Source organism: bacterium (genome assembly GCA_013360215.1).
Lineage (GTDB): Bacteria > CLD3 > CLD3 > SB21 > SB21 > JABWCP01.
In genome coordinates this window covers 1-19,972 of sequence record JABWCP010000037.1, presented here as the reverse complement: position 1 = coordinate 19,972, position 19,972 = coordinate 1, and the positions used below count along the sequence as shown (strand labels likewise).

Sequence of the window (19,972 nt, the reverse complement as noted above, 5' to 3'; positions counted from 1 at the left end):
CGCTACGCTCGCAAGACTTCCTGCAATGTTCTATCACCAATCTCAATCCTTCTTTCCCTTCTATCCAAAGGGGGGTACGATGTTGCTTCCGTTTCCCATGACATTATTTACAATTGCTTGACTTTCATTGGCCTTTAATCTAATTTTTTGACTGCACTTCCATTTGGAACGCTTCAATCCATTCAAATCAGCGTTCCGGCTTGTTCATACCGACTACAGGAGGATATTTTGAGACTCAAAATCAAGTATTTAGACGGCATTCGCCTCAAACGCTCCGTGATCGCCGGATGCAATCACGTTATCAACAAAAAAGAATATCTCAATAACATCAATGTGTTTCCGGTTCCTGACGGCGATACGGGCACCAATATGGCGTCCACATTGAAAAACATCGCAGAGACGGTCGAAAAAGAAGAATTGCATGAGATTGATTCGATGGCGATCGTGTTGGCTGATTCGGCTCTGATGGGCGCGCGCGGCAATAGCGGTGTGATCATGGCGCAGTTTTTTCAAGGCATGAATGAAGGATTGCAAGGCAGCGCCAAATGCACGACCAAAAAATTTTCTGATGCCGTGCAAAAAGCAACAAAATCCGCATGGAGTGCGATTTCCAATCCGGTCGAAGGCACCATACTCTCCGTCATACGCGACTGGGGAAAATCCGTAGAAAAAAACGCCGATAAAACGGATGATTTTTCCGAATTATTCCGTGAAAGCCTTGCCGATGCCAAACAGTCGCTCGCCAATACGCCTAAACAAATGGCCGCCTTAGCGAAAGCCGGTGTAGTGGATGCGGGCGCGCAAGGATTTGTGACCATGCTCGAAGGCGTGCTGGACTTCATAGAAAACGGACGCATTTCCGATATCAAGCGTCAAGGTTTATCTGAAACCGAAGACGAAGCGATGGAAGCGCACATTGATGAGCATGCCTTTGAAGAAATCACGTATCAGTTTTGTACCGAATGTCTGCTTGTCGGCGAAAACATGGATCGCGAAAAAATCCGCGAAAGTCTCAACCAGTTCGGCGATTCCCTGATTGTGGCCGGCTCAACCAAAAAAGTCAAAATCCATTTGCACTCCAATACGCCGGAAGACGTATTTGAAGTATTAGCCGATCATGGACACGTGATTTCTACCAAAATAGACGATATGAAACAGCAGTTTCTCAATGCGCACTCCGAGAATGTTCAAGACACGGCGATTGCCATCGATTCGTGCTGCGATCTCCCGCTCGAATATATCCGTCGAAATCACATTCATGTCATTCCACTCAATGTACATTTTGGTGAACAGATTTATATAGACCGCCTTACTTTGACACCGAAGAAATTTTATGAAAAATTGACGTCTTCACCGGATCATCCCAAATCTTCGCAACCGACGCCGGCTAAATTTAAAGAATCGTACGAACGCCTTTTACAAATTTACAAAAACGTAATTTCCATTCACCTTTCATCCAAACTCAGCGGCACGTATCAAGGCGCCCTCAGTATGGCACGTCAGGTAGCCCAAGATAAAATATTTTGTTTTGATTCGATGAGCGCATCCGTCGGTATCGGAGTCATGGTGCGAGAAATCGAGCCGATGATTCGCGAAAACGCGCCGGTTGAAAAAATCATTCAGCATCTGGAGTACTGCCGCAATAACATGAAAGTATTTATCAGCGTGCAGACCATGGACTATCTCATCAAAGGCGGCCGCGTAAGTAAAGCACGCGGAGCCATCGCCAAATTATTAAACATTCGCCCAGTGCTAACTGTACAAGATGGCGCCGTGGTACCCATCGCCAAGGCTTTCGGTCACTCCAATGCCCTGCGTAAAGTGATGGACCTTGTCAAAGCAACCACCAAAAACAGAAAAAAACCGCGTTTTGGTATCGCTCACGCTAACTCAATCGGTATTGCCGATTGGTATGCAACGCAATTAAGCCGGTATTATGAAATTGATCGCGATGATATCCTGATCACCGATGTATCTACCGTCATCGCAACCCACGCCGGCCCGGGTGCTGCAGCTATTGCAGTATTAAGCGATCCGTAGATACCGTGACGAGCCGCGTCAATATAACGATGCCTCGAAGTTCTTACGAAAAGTGGATCGAAGTAATTTGCATCGCTGTCGTCGCTGCCTCCTTTGTTTTGGTCATGGGCCATATTCAACAATTACCCGAAAGCATCGCCATTCATTTTGATTGGTCGGGTTATCCTGACAATTGGGGCTCCAAACATACATTATGGCTTCTGCCTGCATTATCGGTTCTTATAATATACATCCCATTGACAGCGCTTTCCTTTTTGCATCCGAAACCCGGCGACACTTTACCGATGTTGATTCACCGCAACGTTAGAATTACGCGCATGAGTTTGGCATTGATAAAACTTAATGCGCTCTTTCTTATGTGGTGGTTAACATATATCGTGGTACAATCGGCTTTGTCAGGCCACATAGATCAAAATCCGGCCGGAGTGGTATCTATTTTTCTTTTGATTTTGACACTTATCATTGGTATTTCCATCTATCTTATAAAAGCTAAGCGGAGTACACCAAGTGCATAATTGGATTATCATATTTTTGTTACTGCATGTTATCCCGGTGTCGGGCCAAACCATGAGCGATCCGGGGCTAAAAAAGTATATCGGCTTATGGGAGCGCGAACAAACTGATTCGCTTAAAACGCTCATTGCGGAAATGGAAAAAAAATTTCCCAAAGCACCCGAGGCGATTTTTCTCAAAAACACATATGAAACCGATGGCGCTGCCGCGTATGCGGTTTATCTCCGTTTTGTTCGCGACTATCCGAAAAATATTTTCGCACCGGAAGCATATCATCGTATGATCCAATACGACGCGGCGGCCGGCCGTTATGCGTTGGCGCAGGATAATTTGATTAAACTACGAACGGATTATCCCGGTTCATCATGCATTAAGTCGGCAGAAACACTTTTTCCGGCGGCCAAATCCGACGAAGCAACACAAGCCATCATGACGGCCCCGAGCGATACAGTGCGCCCTACGGAAATAAACGCCGGGAAAAAATTCCGATTGCAGGTTGGCGCTTTTTCCGATCAAAAAAACGCGCAAGAGTTAAAACAAAAACTGACAGCAAAAGGATACACTCCGATTGAATTTTCAGAGAAAACAGTTAACGGGAAAAATTTGATTCTGGTATGGGTCGGCGCGTACGCTACGCGCGAAGACGCTAAAAAAGCCGGTGATACGATCAAAAGTAAAGAACAACTCAATTACAGCATCGTTGAAAAATGAAACTATCCGCGCATTCATTGCGCTCGATTTTCCTAACGAAGCCTTTTCCTTTTTTTCAGAACAACAGAGGCGTTTAAGACCCTTATTTAACGACGCACGCATCGCGTGGGTAAATCCGACCAATATTCATATCACGTTGGCTCTTCTCGGTGAGATAAATCGGGTTGCTATACCCAAAATCACACGCGGTCTATCGGATCTGAATGAAGCAGGTTCCTTTTATTTAGTCGCCACACACCTTGGTTTTTTTTCGACAAAAGGAAATCCCAAAGTTTTATGGATTGGTTTTAAAAAATCATCGACCATCGAAAGTTTGCAAAACAAAATTTGCATTCGGCTCAATGCCCTTGGTTTGACAACGGAAGATAAAAAATTTATTCCCCACGCCACTTTGGCTAGATTGCGTGATTGGCCTTCCGCCCACCTTGCACAGCAAAATGCCATCAATCAATTTATCGGTGAAACGGAGTGGGGCATGCCGACGCTGACTCTTTATGAAAGCGTATTACAGCGTCAGGGAGCGCAATACAAACCCCTATTCCAAATAAAATTCACATGAAAATCGCTTCGATACAACAAAAGAAAGTCAAACGTAATCAATCGGCAACGGTTTGTGTTTTGACAGAAGAAGGTGATTCATATGAATTACTCTACGAAACCTTGGTGAAATTTGGAATATATGACGACTCCGATCTTGATGAAAAACAATGGAGCAGCATTCAGCTTTGGGATAGCACACGGCGCGCCACGACCGCCGCGCTGCGTTGGCTCAGTCTTCGCCCGCGAAGTCGCGAAGAAATTTCAAATCGTTTGCACCGCGAAGGATATAATGATGAAACCATAACGTCCGTACTGGAAAAACTGAGTGAAGAGAAATACATAGATGATTTGGATTTTGCGATGCGATTTGCACAGTCCCGCCTACGCAAAAAAGCTATGGGTGAACGCGCCTTGGCATACGAACTGAATAAAAAAGGAATCGCTCCGGACTTGATTCGGCAGGTAATGCAAAAATTTGTACCTGATAGCGATCTTCCGTCGGTTTTACGGTTAGCAGAAAAAAAGTATGCAACGATTCGCGAAAGCGATCAACGTAAAAAACAGATTAAACTTTCAGCATTTTTGCAACAACGCGGCTTTGATACAGATACTATTCGTAAGGTTGTAGAGGCGATTGCATCACATGACAAAAAATAATATCCCACGATCAAAAATCTCTGCACCCGTCAAGTTTCAAAAAACATTGAGCCGCACTATTTTTTAATTGAGTCAGAACAGTATCAGTTCAACCATAAAACATTTTGCATTTATCTGCGCTTTTGATCAAATTCATGCGCCTTTCCACAACTACTGAAATCATTCGTTGAACGTTTTATAGTCCACCAATTTTTTACCGGAGGTATTTTATGCAACTCGGATTTATCGGCCTTGGAAAAATGGGCGGTTTTATGGTACAGCGCCTGATGCGCGATAAACATGAAATCGTCGGTTACGACCTCAATCCCGATGTCGTGAAAGGCCTTACAGAAAAAGGAATGACCGGCGCTTCTTCCTATGAAGACCTTGTGGGAAAGCTCAAAGGCCGTAAAGCGGTATGGATCATGGTTCCTGCGGGCAAGCCTACAGAAGATACCGTCGCCAAACTGGCTAACATTCTCGGCAAAGGAGACATCATTATTGACGGTGGTAATTCGTACTATAAAGACGATGTACGCCGTGCCAAGGAACTCGAAGCCAAAGGTATTTGTTATGTGGATGTTGGTACCAGCGGCGGCGTATGGGGCCTGCAAAACGGTTACTGCATGATGGTCGGCGGTAATAAAGCCGATGTGGATTTCCTTTCACCGATCCTGACGACACTTGCGCCGCCCAATAACGGTTGGGCGCACATGGGCGCACATGGCAGTGGCCACATGGTAAAAATGGTTCACAATGGAATCGAATACGGTATGATGCAAGCCTATGCCGAAGGTTTTGAAATTATGAAAGCATCTGAATATAAACTGGATATTGCACGCATTGCCGATCTGTGGATGCAAGGTTCTGTGGTACGCTCATGGCTTCTCGAACTCACCGCCGAAGGGCTCAAAAAAAATCCGACGCTCGACGGTATCAAAGGTTGGGTGGCCGACTCCGGCGAAGGCCGATGGACTATCCTCGAAGCGATGGAGAAAGACGTACCTGCACCCATCATTACACTGTCTCTTTTCGAGCGTTTCCACTCTCGCCAACCGGAAAGCTTTGCGGCTAAAATGCTCGCTATGATGCGCAACCAATTCGGCGGTCACGAAGTTAAAAAATAATTTTTTAATATAGCGCGTTACCCAAAGCCTATTCGTTCCAACGAATAGGCTTTGTTATTAAACTTCAAAAATGTATTCATGGATAAAGTGATTATTGTCAGAGCGATACCGGAGGATGCAGAAAAACTGACACTTATCAGCCGTCAAACGTTTTATGAGACTTTTTCCGAGCAAAACACAAAAGAAAACATGCAGAAATATCTGGACGAATCATTTTCAATTGAACGTCTTACCGATGAATTGCGTGATGTTCATTCCCGGTTTTATTTTGCCAAATCAGGACACGATATCGTCGGTTATGTAAAAATAAACCTCCGCCCATCGTCAGCCGAAACAAAAAATATTTATTCGTTAGAAATCGAAAGAATTTATGTGCGACGCGATTTTCAAGGAAAAAAAGTCGGGCTTTCCCTGTACGAAAAAGCAATGCATATAGCACGAGAATCAAAAGCAGATCATGTTTGGTTGGGCGTGTGGGAAAAGAATGATAACGCTATTGCATTTTATAATAAGCTCGGATTTGTCGCGTTTGGCTCGCATCCCTTTCGTTTGGGTGATGATATACAAACCGATATTCTGATGATGAAAAAGCTATAAATAATAATGATTAACTATCTTTAAGAGTGAATGACCATTGCTTTTCATACCAATTCCTTTTTTTAATAAGTATTCATATCGCCATGGATTGAATCTAATTTTTAGAAAAAAACTGCATTTATAAAAATCATTCATGAAAACTATAAGTCTTCCACAAAAAAATTCCCGCGGATCCGAAAATCGAAGTTCGGTTATCATGCATCATTACCTTGCTCAAACAAATAGCATCAAAGAACGATCCGTTTTGACAATGAATGCAATTAGTCTGGTCATACGCGGACATAAAACCATGTATTTTTCAGAAAAAACTGTTCACGCGAATGAAAATGAAATCCATATGCTTACGACCGGCAATTGTATTGCAACAATTGACATTTCAAGCCAAGGACCCTTTGAAAGTGTTTTGATTTTTTTCAGCCGGGAAGAATTGGCTGATTTCTGTGTAACATATGCGAGTGTAATAAATACGTTAAAGAAAAATCTTCGAATTCAGAGCAGTCCTTATGTTTCTTTTAGAAAAGACGACTTTATAATTAACTATATAAACTCCCTTCTACTAAGTTTAAAAAAACATGGAACTCTATCTGAATCAATGAAGCAATTGAAATTAAGAGAACTTTTGCTTTACCTGCTTGAGCATCATACCCGTAATTTCTTAAATTTTAAAACGACCGAATCCATCACTCAAGTTGAAATGACGATCCGAAGCGTGATGGAGTCAAACGCTTTAAACAATCTCACGCTTCATGAACTGTCCTTTTTGTGCAATCTGAGTTTATCTACATTTAAACGCCATTTCCAAAAAATATACGGAATATCCCCCAATGCATGGCTTTTAAGAAGAAAAATGGACAAAGCTGTACACATGCTTACGGTCGAAAAAACAAAGCCCAGCGATATCTGGTTTCAACTCGGTTTTGAAACTCATACCGGTTTCACCAAAGCTTTTAAAAAACATTTTGGATTTTCACCTAAAAATTATTTTTCATCTAAATGAACTCATAGGAATAGGAATTGAGCCGGTTGGCCTAACTCTTCTTTTTATAAAACCTTATTTTTGTGCACAATGATTGTTCAAAAAAAAAGGGGTTATTATGAAAAACCAGTCGGAACTTAACAAAACAATTGTTCAAAAATTTAACAAAGAGTGTATCGAAATCGCCAGCAAAAGTTCTTTCGATCAATTGTTATCCGAACAAGTTATTAACCATTCTGCTCCGCCGAATGCACCCAATGGTAAGGCCAGTTTTGATTTTTTTATCAATAATATTTTACATAAAGGTTTTTCAGACCTAAAAGTTGAAATTCTTGACCAGATTGCTGAAGGGGACTTGGTTGCTACTAGAAAAAAAATAAAAGGAAAACATACCGGTGAAATTTTCGGAATAGTGGCATCACAAAAAGAAGTCGAAATAAATATAATAGATATTATTCGTTTAAATAACGGTCAGTATGTAGAGCATTGGGGGTAAAGTAATTTTACAGATGTTCTTAATGAAATCTCTAAACCATGATAAATTTATCTACTCTACTAATGGTTATACTTACAATGCCCTGTAAGCAAATTTCTGTAGGAAACATGAACATTAAATGGAATTTGAAAAATGATCGTGTCTTTTTTGAGGTTTTTGCACCGACAAAGGGATGGGTAGCGCTTGGTTTTAATGATAAAAATGAGATTATTGGTTCCAACTTAGTTATGGGCGCTTACTTTAGAGACAAAACCATTGTCGAAGATCAATATGTCTCCTCTATAGGCGTACATCAAAAGGTAGAAGGACTTAGAATTCAAAGCACTATTGATCATACGCTATGTTTTGAAAATGATGTCGGTACGATTCTGAAATTCTCAATGCCTTGCCAATCCAGCGATCAATACCATAAATCATTTATTAAAGGCAGCCATCTTTGGCTCATCTGCGCATACAGCGTTGAGGACGATTTTGCACATCATTCATTAAGCCGAGAGCATATCAAAATTTCAATATAATTCTTCGATAACTTACTTGAATTTTTTTCCTAAAAAATTATTTATTGTTGTAGTTAGTACAAAATTTTTTATAGAATCATCAATCGATTGATAACCGTTATTTCATTGGATTTTTATAACGTATTTTTAAAAAACTAAACTCCAAAAAAAATGACAAAAAAGAATCACTCCCAACTCTTGGATGTGTTGGAAAAGCGCTTTACACAAAATATGCATCGCCACAAAACCCTTAAATGGGCGGATATTTGCGCTAAATTGGAAAAAAACGCACGCAAATTAAAACCTCTCCAAATGATGGAGGAAACCGGAGGTGAACCGGATGTCATAGGCTTTGATAAAAAAACAGGCGAATATATTTTCTGTGATTGTGCGCCGGAAAGCCCCGCCGGACGTCGAAGTCTATGCTATGATAAAGAAGCATTAGACGCTCGCAAAGAACACAAACCTAAAGACAACGCGATGGATGTGGCTGCACGCATGGGCATAGACATCTTAACCGAAGAAGCATACAGGGAATTACAAAAATTAGGCGAATTCGACACTAAAACTTCCAGCTGGATAAAAACACCCGATCCAATCAGAAAACTTGGCGGTGCACTATTCTGCGATCGTCGTTACGACCATGTTTTTGTCTACCACAACGGCGCCGAGTCGTATTACGCCGCACGCGGCTTTCGGGGAATGCTAAAAATTTGAGATCAGATTACTGTTTTTAGTTTTGTAGCAAGCAATGCCACGGCACCCGTCAAGCCTGTCGTTGGCATATTTATCTTAACATGACAATGAATTTTGAAACTTAAACGATTTATACAGCAATATAGAGGCAGTTCATTCCCAACCTTGATCGAAACGGAAAACGCGCAGACTTACGTCCTGAAAATGCGCGGTTCCGGTAACGGCGCTATCAGCCTTGTTTCTGAATTTATTGTATCCCGCATCGCATCGCAATTGGGTTGGCCCATACCCGACGCACGATGGATACAAATTCCGGATAACTTGCCTTGGACGTTTGGTAGCGATGAGTTTGACGACATCGTTCAGAAAAGTTTCGGCTGGAATCTTGGAATTAGCTATATACCGGACTCTTCTCCGATCGCGTTTGATAATCAATTATTAGCGGACCCGGTTTTAGTATCCGCTCTGTATACGATTGACCTGTTTTTTATGAATATGGACAGAACCAACAGCGCAAATAATCTGCTTCGCGATACCCATAATAAAATATGGATCATTGATCATGGCGCGTTGGCTTTATTTCAACCGGGAGTAAAACAAACTCTTGAGCTCTTCCATAACCATGTTTTATTTGAGGTACCGTCAATTTCCAAAAAACAATATAATACGGCATTACATGCGCCCGAACTCTTCAAGACAATTATTCATCAAATACCGGACGCCATTATCAATGAAACACATTTTAGCAGAGACACGTTGTTGACTCGTATCATACACAGAGCCGTCGCGATGTCTGAATTCGTCGCATAAATTCTAACCTCGTTGACGTATGACCTGCTTAACGATTTAAGCAAATAAAAGGCCCGTGCGAATCGTTCCTCTCCACCGGATGTGACTAACAATCCTATTTGCATCTTTAACGCTGATTCGGTAAGTTTACACGCATTTCTTTTGATACCGGTTAAATTTTCGGTTATTTGCTTGTTTAGAATCAAAACTTCGTCAAGAATTATTCCAAAGACGAATGCTGTAATATAGCTCATAGTCTTATAGTTAAAGTGTGTTCGTTTGTTGCATTACCAAAATAACTATGCGATTCATATCGTGAATCAAGTGTAGAAATAAAGCATCAACGGCAATTCGCAAGCTTATATAATTACATACAAGACAATATATACCCCTACGAGGGCTTATGAGAAACCTCAAAATCACGTATAAACTACTCATCGGTTTTGGCACGTTGCTCGCCATGTTAATCGGCTTATCCTATTTTGCGATCAGCAAGATGTCCGATTTGTTTGGCATGTCCAAAGCAGCAATAGATGTGATACCTGCGCAAAACGCTATTGTCGAAATTCAATACCATACGACCAAGGGGCACCTTTGGTTTGAGGAAATGTTGTCCGGCGATAATTCGGTTCGTATGGAAGAAGTTTACAATCATTGGAATGGTGGCATCGAATACGCATCCGTATTATTAGATGGCGGGACTCGTGATAATCAAACGTATTCCGCTGTCAAAGACACGGCTTTGATTGAGATACTCACAAGCATTCGGTATGCATTGGTGGATATGGTCAATGCGGCAGATGAACGCTTAGAACTGAAAAAGCAAAAAATAAAATCAGAAGCCGGAACGGAATCAGATATTTATTTTGATGCGGCATATCAACGTGTCATGGATTACTGCGACAATGGAAAAAAAATCACAGCCGGACTTATCAATAAAAGCGTCAGCAATCTTGAAAATGATTTTTCAAATTCCAGATGGACATTGATAATAGAAACTACAGTTATAGTGTTAATCGGCATTTTGTTTAGTACACTCATTGCCCGGACTATCGCTTTGCCGGTACGTGAGGCTGCGTTCAAGATCAACCGCGATGGTGTGAATACCCGGTTTGATATGCAACGTAAGGACGAAATCGGACAATTGGTGCAAACCGTGGATAGCTTCTTAAGCTCATTCCGCATGATCTTGCGCGAAGTAGCCGATGCGACCGCCGCTGTATCTTCATCCAGTAAACAGATCGGCGTGAGTACGGAAAACATGGCGCGCAATGCACAAGATCAAATGGGCCAAACAGCCAGCGTAACCGCCGCTATCGAAGAAATGAGCAAAACCAGTTATGAGATCGCTCACAATATCGGCAATACCAAAGAAATGGCCATTCACGCACAGAGTAGCGCCGATAAAGGTTCGCAAGTGATTGATGAAACGGTGGACGGTATGCAAAAAATGCTGGCCATGGTTCAGCAGTCTTCCAATGTTGTCAATTCTTTATCCGAATCCAGCCGAAAAATTACTAAGGTTGTAAGTATCATTGACGACATTACTAAACAAGTGAACCTGATCGCACTTAATGCGTCGATTGAAGCAACACGCGCCGGCGAAAAAGGTAAAGGTTTTGCAGTTGTAGCTGATGAAATCAAAAAACTGGCCGAACGTACGGCTCATTCCACCACCGAGATCAATGACATCATATCCAAGATACAGGTCAACGTAAACGAAGCTGTCAATCTGATGGGACGTAGCAATGAAGAAGCCGCCAATGGCATACGTCTTTCACAAGAAGCCAAGTCCAGCTTGAAGGAAATTTCAGACGTCTTCAAAAATGTCACCATGATGGTCAGTCAGGTAGCCGTCTCGAGTCAGGAGCAATCCGTTACGGGCGATCAGATCACGGATAATGTCAAAGTGATCAATACGGCAACACAACAAATCGCCGGCGGTATCAACGAAATAGCCAAGTCCGCCGAATATCTTAATAACCTTACCACGACACTTCAAAAAACAGTTAAGCGTTTTAAAATCGGTGAATAAAAATATCCATCAAATTCTTTTTGATTTTGACTATACGCTTGCTGATTCTTCCGAAGGTATCATCACCTGTGTTAATTTTGCTCTGGAAAAAGTGGGGGCGCCGCCAGGACACCCGGACGCCATTCGTCGTATGATCGGTTATTCGCTCGAAGATACATTTGCTCGTTTTATTGACCCGTCGGATGCAGAAAAAATACAAACGTGTAAATCTCTTTTTATGGAGCATGCCGATACCGGTGCTATGGTTCGCAATACGGTCATGCTGGACGGTGTGCGCGAAACACTGGAATTCTTATATAACGAACTTTATACACTGGGCATAGTCTCTACTAAAAGACGCTCCACGATATGGGAAACGCTGATCGAAAAGGAAATGGATGATTATTTCGATATTGTCATCGGGTACGAAGACGTCACGCATCTCAAGCCTCATCCGGAAGGATTGATCAAAGCTATTGAGGAATTAGCCGGCACACCCGAAACAACGGTTTACATCGGCGACAGTCCTTTGGATATCAAAGCGGCAAAATCAGCAAATGTTTTTGTTATCGCCGTAACATCCGGGATGCATTCGACCGAAGAATTGGCAACCTTGAATCCGGATTTGATCATCCCACGTCTCTCTGATCTCAAAACGCATTTGGCGGCATGAAGAAAATCGGATACATATTTTTTAGTATGAATTTTATTTTGTCGTGCGGTGCGCACAATGTCAAACAAACCGCGTCGGCAGAGCCGTCCCCGATCATACAGCCCCTTCCTCAGCACGACCATTCGGTAAAACCGTTTGATTTTACAACGCTCAATGATCCGTGGATCATCGAACCGCGAACATATGAAGTAACCATTCAACCTTATACCGAACCGGCCGAAGTTGTAGTTACATCTTCCGGTAAAGAAACCTCTGTGATCGGATACCGGGTACAGCTCATTTCTACAACGGATTATTATGAAGCGTTGGAAATAAGAGACTCCGTAAGCGTTCGTTTGAGCGGCGAAATTTATCTTGATTATGAACCGCCATATCATAAAGTTCGCGCGGGAAATTTTATACAACGCGACGATGCCGAAATGAAGAGAACCGAAGCCAAACAAGCCGGTTATCCCGACGCGTGGATCGTCCGCACGAAGATCATACAAAAAAAATAAACATAACCATCCAAGAGGAGTATTCGCATGGAAGTCAAAGACATCAAAACCGTCGGCGTATTGGGTTGCGGCCTTATGGGCGCCGGTATTGCTCAGGTCGCCGCTGCATCGGGATTTAAAACGATCGTTCGCGAAGTAAACCAGGACGTGATTGATAAAGGCGTCGGAAATATCAAAAAACAATTGGAACGTAATGCCGCCAAAGGTAAAATCACGGCCGAAGAAAAAGATAAAACCATCGCTAATCTCACCGGCACGACCAGTTTAGATGATCTGAAAAACTGCGATTTTATCATCGAAGCCATTATCGAAGATGTAAAAATAAAAAACGAAACGTATGCTTATCTTGATAAGATCTGTCCTCCGCATACGATTTTTGCTTCCAATACATCCAGCCTTACCGTGACGGAAATGGCCGCCGCAACCAATCGCCCCGACCGTTTCTGCGGTATGCACTTTTTCAATCCGGTACCGGTCATGAAACTGGTTGAAATCGTAAAAGCCGTACGTACGTCGGAAGAAACATTTAATACGGCTTTCGAATTGGGCAAAGCATTTGGTAAAACACCGATCGCAACAAAAGACAATTCCGGATTCGTGGTCAATTTCCTTTTAGTGCCTTATCTCCTCGGTGCGATCCGTGCCGTACAAAATAACATCGCTTCCATCGAAGATATCGACAAAGGTATGATGCTCGGTTGCGGTTATCCCATGGGTCCGCTGACGCTTTTAGATTTCGTCGGCATTGACACGACCTACCGTATCGCTGAAATCATGTTCAAAGAATACGGCGAACCGATGTATTCTTGCCCCCCGCTGCTTCGCAAAATGTTTTTAGCGGGCTTTTATGGCCGTAAGAACGGCAAAGGCTTTTACGATTATTCATCAGGGACACCCGTCGTCAATAAAGACGTGATGAATTTCGTTAAGTAATTTAAAATCAAAATTACGACATAAAAAGAGGCTGTCTTAAGATAGCCTCTTTTTTTTGGCCTTTGGGCTTGGTTCGAAATACAAATTTATTTCCGAAACTTTTTCCGCCGAATCTCGTTTTATAAAAAGTCCAAAAAACGAGAAGGGATGTATATGAAAAAATTATTTCTCACGCTGACACTGTTGGTAGCCTTCACTGTTTCGGCGACCGATAACACCGCAGCATCGGGTTCGGTCGTTGCAGTCAAAGAATTTACACGTTCATTTCCTGTATCACCGGGCGGCCAACTTACCTTGACTACAGACTTTGGTTCGATCAAAATCGTGGGCTCTTCCGATGACAAGGTTTCTATCATGGCGCGTATGCGCGGTTCGGATGACGACCTTAAAGATTTTGAAATTACGGCGGAAAAAACAGGTAATGATGTGACTATTCGCGGCAACTGGATGAGAAAAAACAATTTCTTTGGCCATAATAGTAACTCAATGGATGTTGATTATATCGTCAATGTTCCTTCGCAATATAATGTTTCTTTAGGCACGGCCGGTGGAAATATTACCATTCAGGACGTAAAAGGGTTAATCCAAGGTGGGACATCCGGTGGTAATCTTGATTTGACGAATATCAATGGTAATGCCGAACTCAAAACTTCCGGTGGTAATATTCGTGCCAAATCAACGACAGGTAATCTCAACTTGAGAACCTCCGGTGGAAATGTGAGTATGAGCAATATTAACGGCGATTTGGATGTTTCCACATCCGGCGGTAGTATCCGTATCGAAGACATCAACGGTCGCACCAATGCTGAAACATCCGGCGGACATATTGAGGTATACGTGAGCGGTAACAATAAAGGCGTTAATGTGGAAACATCAGGCGGTCACATCGCGCTGTATCTCCCCAAAAACATTGCCGCAACGATAGACGCCTCCACGAGCGGTGGTGAGGTTGAGTTTGATTTACCGATCATGGTCAACGGGAAAATGCGTGAAAACAAAGTACGTGGCACAATCAACGGCGGCGGCGAATTGATACGCGCACACACTTCCGGTGGCGACATACGCATTCTTGCCCGAAACTAAAATCAAAGGTTTATGGAACAACTGATAGAAATCTTAAAACGACTTTTTGGAAAGCAACCTGAACCCGTGCCGGTACCAGTTCCGAGAAAGTAAACTGTATAGCTAAAAAACCCCGAAGTATTTTTTTCGGATCGTAAAGAACGACGTAAAAATATTTCGGGGTTATTCGTTTCCAAATGCTACAATCATCGCCGCAACCCATCGGGTAACATTCTCTAAAACCTTTTCATCAATCTTTTCTGAGGTATCGCCGGGTGCATGGTAGGGCATTGTGCCACGATAGGCATACACAAAAAATGCCGGTAATCCTATTTTGTTGAAATAATAGTGGTCTGAGTTCGGCGAATTAGGTCGCGTACTCATTTCAAAACCAAACCACTCATCATTTATTTTTTTTATTCGCACCGCATAATCGGGATAGTTTTCCGATCCTTGTAACATGATACCGTCACGACCCGAACCAACCAGATCAAGATTAATCAACAGGCGGATTTTGTTAAGATCAATCCATGGGTTTTCTACAAAATGATAAGACCCTAATAAACCGGCTTCTTCGCCGCTAAACAAAATAAAAACCACCGAACGCCCCAAACCGGTTTTGGATTCTTTGATCCATCGCGCAATCTGCAACACGGATGCAACCCCGCTCGCATTATCATTAGCCCCGGCATAGATCGAATCGCCTTCTTTTCCCAGATGATCCAGGTGTGCCGTTAAAACAATAAACTCATCGCGCCGGAGAGAATCATTTCCCGCTATATACCCGATAATGTTTTTTGTCGAAGCCGTTTCGCTTGACCATTCGTTTGAATGCAGCCGTTCTTTTAATACAGAAGTTGGTACCGTAAAATCCTGAAAATATCCTCCGGGTAAAGGTTGAATGTCGTGTTGAACAAAAAATTCTTTCACCCATCGTGCGGCTTTATCAAATCCACGTGTTCCCGTCGCACGTCCTTCCATAGAATCCGCAGACAAGGCGGCCACCATAGCTTTGATTGTTTCTCCCTTGATGTGCATCACATCGGAATAAGCGCCTGATCCGGGCCGCAATATCGCCTGATCTAAAGGACGTACCTGCGCTGAAAGCGTGAAGCTATATAATAAAAAGGCGGAAATAATTCCGCCGTGTATGATCAAACGATAGTTTTTTATTTTCATCGGCTAAAAACGGTAACTTAAACTGAGCAGAAGTTTTTTAGATGTTATTTTTTCAGAGGTGTACCGGTTATAATAATCCGGCGAAGGTCCATAGGCCAATAAATTATCGGTTGTTGCCTGCTTCCACCATCCATATTGGTAAGCAGCGTCTATTTTAACCTGTTCGTCTAAGAGAAAACTTGCACCAACAGAAATATAACGGTGATCGCTATTAACGATCTCAAGGCCATTTTTATAAGGCGATTGTTGGTAAGCGTATCCGGCCATAACTTTACAACCGATCTGAGGGACTACCATCTCTGTGCCGATACGATAATTTACCGATGTACGATAATCATTGAGTAATGCGTTGTTGATCGCATCGTCTATATTTTTTCCATCGGCATCAAATATATTAGAACTGAATCGTGTTTGTTGCCAATCCACCCATTCGACAGAGCCTGTAAAAAGTGCAAGTTTGTATTTGTATGAACTGCCAATCTCAAATTTCCAAGGCGCTGTAATATGATACTTGTAGGGCTCATACCATGAATCCGAATAATATCCGTCGTTGTCCGTTTTGATGGTCGTGGATTCGGAGTAATTTTCTGAAACTGTGATTTTTGTAGGTGCCGTTACCGTGAGAGCAACACGCAGGTTTTTTGCGGGGCGAAATAGAGTTCCGATTTTGAAGTTAAACCCCGAATAGTCCGGTTTTTCAGCGAAGGATACTTCTTTTGTAGCAATGCTGTCATCAAGCATGGCAATCTCATCATCCTGAAAAAAATCTACACTTAGATCATTTTTCCCAGTAACAATATTGAGTGTTGCACCGACTGAAACATTGCGCGTCAGATCAAGCGCACCGGCAAAACTCCAATGGTTAAGGCTACCGGTATTTGTAGTTTTTTCATCCTGATCAAAACTTATATTACCGATCATCGGCGAACCGGTCACGCGATTGTAATCGTCAAATGAGTTGACGCGATGAAAACCGAAAGCCAACACAAGGCTTCCGCGCGTTGTGGGAACCGGAAATACAAATCCTAAAGCGTTCATGCTTGTAAAACCGTTGGATGTCTCTGTACGCGTACCTTGGTATGTGATGGCATTAGTATTATTTCGATGCGCAAACGCTGTATAAAATTCCATTTTACGTATTTGCGCAAGCCCTGCCGGATTCCAATATACGGCGGTATAATCTTCGGCAATTGCAGAATAAGCTCCACCCAAACCCAATGCCCGCGCACCGGGACCAAATTCGTTCATAAAAGGCCGCACAGCATTATTTTCATTTTGTGCCAACAAAATAAATGAATAAAAAAATAAACTCATCCCATACGATAAAAACTTCATGTATATCACCTCAGTTATTTCTTGTCTCCGCTTTTCGCAGTTCTGCGATTTCCGTAACCTCTTTTTCTGTTCGTATCTTGAGTCTTCGTGGACGAATTAGAATTAGAATCCGAACTACCGGATCCGGATTGTACTGTAGAGTCTGTTTTAACCGGCGTGGATGGACTACTATAGGAAGCGCTTGATCCGGTAGAATACGAAGGTACAAACGACGGCGTCGTTCCACCCGGGCTATAAACGGGTGAAGCATAACCGGTCGAAACAGAAGACCCGGACGACGCGTCATTGAGCGCCGCACGGCGTCTCCCGTAATTTCTGCGTGATGACGAATACGATGATGTTTCGGTAGGATCAGTAGCCGTTGTCGTATCGTCAAACGCATCGTATTCATCCGCATACGGCACATACCACCAAGGAAACGGTGTTTCGTAATAGTACTCCCACATCGTCGACGGTGTAACACCATACGGATCGTAAGCGGCAAAATCGGGCTCGGATTCGGTTGCTTCGTTTTGGATACGATCATCCGAACGGGAAACACCGACAACGGTATAACACGCACTACTGTACAATGACACAAGGATTGTGATTAAAAGACCAATGTATTTCATAATTTAATTTCTCGCCGAACGTTTCCCGGAAGAACGGGTTTCGCCGGATCGGCCTTCACTACGACCGGAGCGTCCGCTGTTTCTTTCACCGGAACGCGCGTTACGTTCTCCGCCATTATTGCGGGAATTATTATCGCGTACTTGTCTGGTTTCGCGTGTTTCTTTATTACGCGTGCTTGTTTCACGATTGGCATTGCGGGATTTACGGCCAGCTTCCGCATTGACAGCCTTATCACCCGTTTCAAAGCCGTAATATTTACGGTAGTTTCGGCGCACACGGTCTTGGTCAATTCTAGACTCACCGGAGGTGCGATTGCCGGTACGATAGATGCGCTGCGTTGTGCCTCCGCCTGACGAGGCTACACTGACCCCCACAATACCGGGAAGATTAGGCGCTGACGATGCGGTATAGACACGTCGCCCACCATACGTACGCTGTTGTGACGGATGTATCGGATTATTATCATGATGACCGTAACCGGTCGGATAATAACACCATCCGTCGTAGTAATAATACGGATCATAAAAAGGATCGTAATAACCATAACCCCAATACGTTCCGACATAGGCCAGTCGAACACGCGGGCCAAAATACATCCCGGCGCCGTAATAATACGGATGACGATAATTTACCCAACCCGGTGTCCAGTAACCATAAGGATATGGATATTCCGGGCCATAATAGTTTTGAATATAAATATCACGATCTTCGTCGTAGGATGGAGTGACTTCTTCATCCTGAACCGATGAGTCTTCATCCGATGACTGAATTTGAGTTATCTCCGGTTGTTTTGCATCGGCATGATCAAACTCGGAGTAATACCCCCCCGATTGACGTACAGCCGTATAACATCCGCTCCAAATCAGCGAAAAAACCAAAACCGTGAGTATTTTTTTAAAAGAGGCTTTCATAAGGCACCTTCCTTACGATCCTAGAATATCAATTCTTATAAACTATTAGATTATACGACCTTTTTTGTCCTTGTACCACGAAAATCAAAGCGATTATTTACAAATAATTACGATAACTTGTATGCCGTTAAATATGATTTTGTCGGCATTCATTAGACGTATAGTATTTACAAAAGTTTAACCGTGTGGTCACTTTAGATATGTTCTATAATGGTTTTTTTCATTACTTCGATCGGCGATCCTTTGGCCACAAAAACAGAATCCGGATTACGGGCCATTGTTTTGGCAAAGGGTTCGCCGTACAGACCTCCGATATCACATGCGATATGGTAATCCATCACAGGATATATATCCCAACGCGGATGCCGCACTTCGTAAGCGCCAAGTTTTTTTTCGTTGATGCGAGTATAACCCCAATAATGTTCGGCAATAAACTCCTGTTCCGAACCTTCAGCCATCGCGATTGATTCGGTATTCGTTTTCGCTGAAATCGTATTCCAGCCGTTAGCCGATTTGAAACTATACTCAAATGTTTTGCAGTGCGCATCGGACGTAAAACGGTGCCGCATCGCGTGCGTCGCATAATGCTCATGATACACTGTATTGGCGATACATGTGATGAGACTGCGCGGGACAATCTCTTTGATAAAAACAACGCCGCGGCGCCATACACCGGATTCAAATCGCCGTACATAAAATCTCAGATTGACTTCTTCGAATGTCTTGTGAAAAGGAAACGACAGACCGTGTACACGTGTATCTTCAAATAAAAACCCCACCAAGCTGACGTAAAATGTGCCTTTCCAGGAATCCAATTCCGTGCCGCTTGGCACATACGGCCGGAGCAGCGATGGGTCAACGGCATAGTTGGCCATGATAAGGTTTTTCCATTGAGCCTTGAGAAATACGTCGGACATAAAATCTCCCGTTTTGTTCTGAAGTGTATGCTACACAAACTTATTCAGAGAGGCAAGCCGGGTATTTATCCGTGTCAAGGCAAAATAGGAATGCCCGGTTTTTACCAAAGTAGACATGTCCTGTTTTGTTGTTTTACAACCAACCCGAGGGTTGGTTGTAAATTTCGTAAAATTTCGTCGGTCGATTGGTAATTTCATTATATTTCAAAAACTGATTATTA

General features: G+C 42.9%; 22 protein-coding genes. 17 read left to right on the top strand and 5 right to left on the bottom strand.

Translation table 11 applies throughout. The annotated features are described in order from the left end of the window. The first annotated feature begins 228 nt into the window (after positions 1-228). The 17 genes from HUU58_14910 to HUU58_14830 all read left to right on the top strand — a co-directional run bounded on the left by HUU58_14910 (position 229) and on the right by HUU58_14830 (position 14,818). Positions 229-2,040 carry a DegV family EDD domain-containing protein gene (locus HUU58_14910; GenBank protein ID NUN46965.1) on the top strand — a complete coding sequence of 604 codons (1,812 nt, stop codon included), beginning with the start codon at positions 229-231 and terminating at the stop codon, positions 2,038-2,040. A gap of 5 nt (positions 2,041-2,045) precedes the next feature. Beyond that, positions 2,046-2,555, top strand: coding sequence for a DUF1648 domain-containing protein (locus tag HUU58_14905; GenBank protein ID NUN46964.1), 510 nt, complete (start codon positions 2,046-2,048; stop codon positions 2,553-2,555). Next, positions 2,548-3,264: an SPOR domain-containing protein gene (locus HUU58_14900; protein ID NUN46963.1), complete on the top strand. Its 717-nt coding sequence runs from the start codon at positions 2,548-2,550 to the stop codon at positions 3,262-3,264. The genes HUU58_14905 and HUU58_14900 overlap by 8 nt, the downstream gene beginning before the upstream one ends. After that, positions 3,254-3,823, top strand: a complete 570-nt coding sequence (thpR, locus tag HUU58_14895; GenBank protein NUN46962.1) for an RNA 2',3'-cyclic phosphodiesterase — start codon at positions 3,254-3,256, stop codon at positions 3,821-3,823. Before HUU58_14900 ends, thpR begins: the two co-directional genes overlap by 11 nt. After that, positions 3,820-4,461 (top strand): regulatory protein RecX, encoded by a 642-nt coding sequence (locus HUU58_14890; protein NUN46961.1) that lies wholly within the window; start codon positions 3,820-3,822, stop codon positions 4,459-4,461. Before thpR ends, HUU58_14890 begins: the two co-directional genes overlap by 4 nt. A 209-nt stretch (positions 4,462-4,670) precedes the next feature. Further along, positions 4,671-5,567: a decarboxylating 6-phosphogluconate dehydrogenase gene (gnd, locus tag HUU58_14885; protein NUN46960.1), complete on the top strand. Its 897-nt coding sequence runs from the start codon at positions 4,671-4,673 to the stop codon at positions 5,565-5,567. A gap of 78 nt (positions 5,568-5,645) precedes the next feature. Beyond that, complete coding sequence (locus tag HUU58_14880; protein ID NUN46959.1) at positions 5,646-6,164, top strand: GNAT family N-acetyltransferase; 519 nt, start codon at positions 5,646-5,648, stop codon at positions 6,162-6,164. A gap of 196 nt (positions 6,165-6,360) precedes the next feature. Beyond that, positions 6,361-7,161, top strand: coding sequence for a helix-turn-helix transcriptional regulator (locus HUU58_14875; GenBank protein ID NUN46958.1), 801 nt, complete (start codon positions 6,361-6,363; stop codon positions 7,159-7,161). A gap of 97 nt (positions 7,162-7,258) precedes the next feature. Continuing rightward, positions 7,259-7,636: an ester cyclase gene (locus HUU58_14870; protein ID NUN46957.1), complete on the top strand. Its 378-nt coding sequence runs from the start codon at positions 7,259-7,261 to the stop codon at positions 7,634-7,636. Between the two features lie 107 nt (positions 7,637-7,743). Then, complete coding sequence (locus HUU58_14865) at positions 7,744-8,154, top strand: hypothetical protein (protein ID NUN46956.1); 411 nt, start codon at positions 7,744-7,746, stop codon at positions 8,152-8,154. Between the two features lie 150 nt (positions 8,155-8,304). Next, entirely contained in the window at positions 8,305-8,850 is a 546-nt protein-coding gene (locus tag HUU58_14860; GenBank protein NUN46955.1) for a DUF4256 domain-containing protein, read from the top strand. A gap of 93 nt (positions 8,851-8,943) precedes the next feature. After that, positions 8,944-9,639: a hypothetical protein gene (locus HUU58_14855; GenBank protein NUN46954.1), complete on the top strand. Its 696-nt coding sequence runs from the start codon at positions 8,944-8,946 to the stop codon at positions 9,637-9,639. A gap of 382 nt (positions 9,640-10,021) precedes the next feature. Beyond that, positions 10,022-11,653, top strand: coding sequence for a methyl-accepting chemotaxis protein (locus HUU58_14850; GenBank protein NUN46953.1), 1,632 nt, complete (start codon positions 10,022-10,024; stop codon positions 11,651-11,653). Beyond that, a complete protein-coding gene (locus HUU58_14845) occupies positions 11,646-12,305 on the top strand; it encodes an HAD-IA family hydrolase (GenBank protein NUN46952.1) in 660 nt (219 codons plus the stop codon). Before HUU58_14850 ends, HUU58_14845 begins: the two co-directional genes overlap by 8 nt. A gap of 26 nt (positions 12,306-12,331) precedes the next feature. Next, positions 12,332-12,802: a hypothetical protein gene (locus HUU58_14840; protein ID NUN46951.1), complete on the top strand. Its 471-nt coding sequence runs from the start codon at positions 12,332-12,334 to the stop codon at positions 12,800-12,802. Between the two features lie 27 nt (positions 12,803-12,829). Then, positions 12,830-13,735 (top strand): 3-hydroxybutyryl-CoA dehydrogenase, encoded by a 906-nt coding sequence (locus tag HUU58_14835; GenBank protein NUN46950.1) that lies wholly within the window; start codon positions 12,830-12,832, stop codon positions 13,733-13,735. A gap of 153 nt (positions 13,736-13,888) precedes the next feature. Further along, positions 13,889-14,818, top strand: a complete 930-nt coding sequence (locus tag HUU58_14830) for a DUF4097 family beta strand repeat protein (GenBank protein NUN46949.1) — start codon at positions 13,889-13,891, stop codon at positions 14,816-14,818. Positions 14,819-14,980: 162 nt separating this feature from the next. Here the strand turns inward: HUU58_14830 and HUU58_14825 are convergent, their stop codons facing one another. The 5 genes from HUU58_14825 to HUU58_14805 all read right to left on the bottom strand — a co-directional run bounded on the left by HUU58_14825 (position 14,981) and on the right by HUU58_14805 (position 19,751). Next, positions 14,981-15,976, bottom strand: a complete 996-nt coding sequence (locus tag HUU58_14825) for a M20/M25/M40 family metallo-hydrolase (protein ID NUN46948.1) — start codon at positions 15,974-15,976, stop codon at positions 14,981-14,983. A 3-nt stretch (positions 15,977-15,979) separates the two neighbouring features. After that, positions 15,980-17,311, bottom strand: a complete 1,332-nt coding sequence (locus HUU58_14820; protein NUN46947.1) for an outer membrane protein transport protein — start codon at positions 17,309-17,311, stop codon at positions 15,980-15,982. Positions 17,312-17,325: 14 nt separating this feature from the next. Beyond that, positions 17,326-17,922: a hypothetical protein gene (locus HUU58_14815; protein ID NUN46946.1), complete on the bottom strand. Its 597-nt coding sequence runs from the start codon at positions 17,920-17,922 to the stop codon at positions 17,326-17,328. Between the two features lie 3 nt (positions 17,923-17,925). Beyond that, complete coding sequence (locus tag HUU58_14810) at positions 17,926-18,834, bottom strand: hypothetical protein (protein NUN46945.1); 909 nt, start codon at positions 18,832-18,834, stop codon at positions 17,926-17,928. A gap of 194 nt (positions 18,835-19,028) precedes the next feature. Then, positions 19,029-19,751 carry a DUF2071 domain-containing protein gene (locus HUU58_14805; GenBank protein ID NUN46944.1) on the bottom strand — a complete coding sequence of 241 codons (723 nt, stop codon included), beginning with the start codon at positions 19,749-19,751 and terminating at the stop codon, positions 19,029-19,031. Positions 19,752-19,972: the final 221 nt, after the last annotated feature.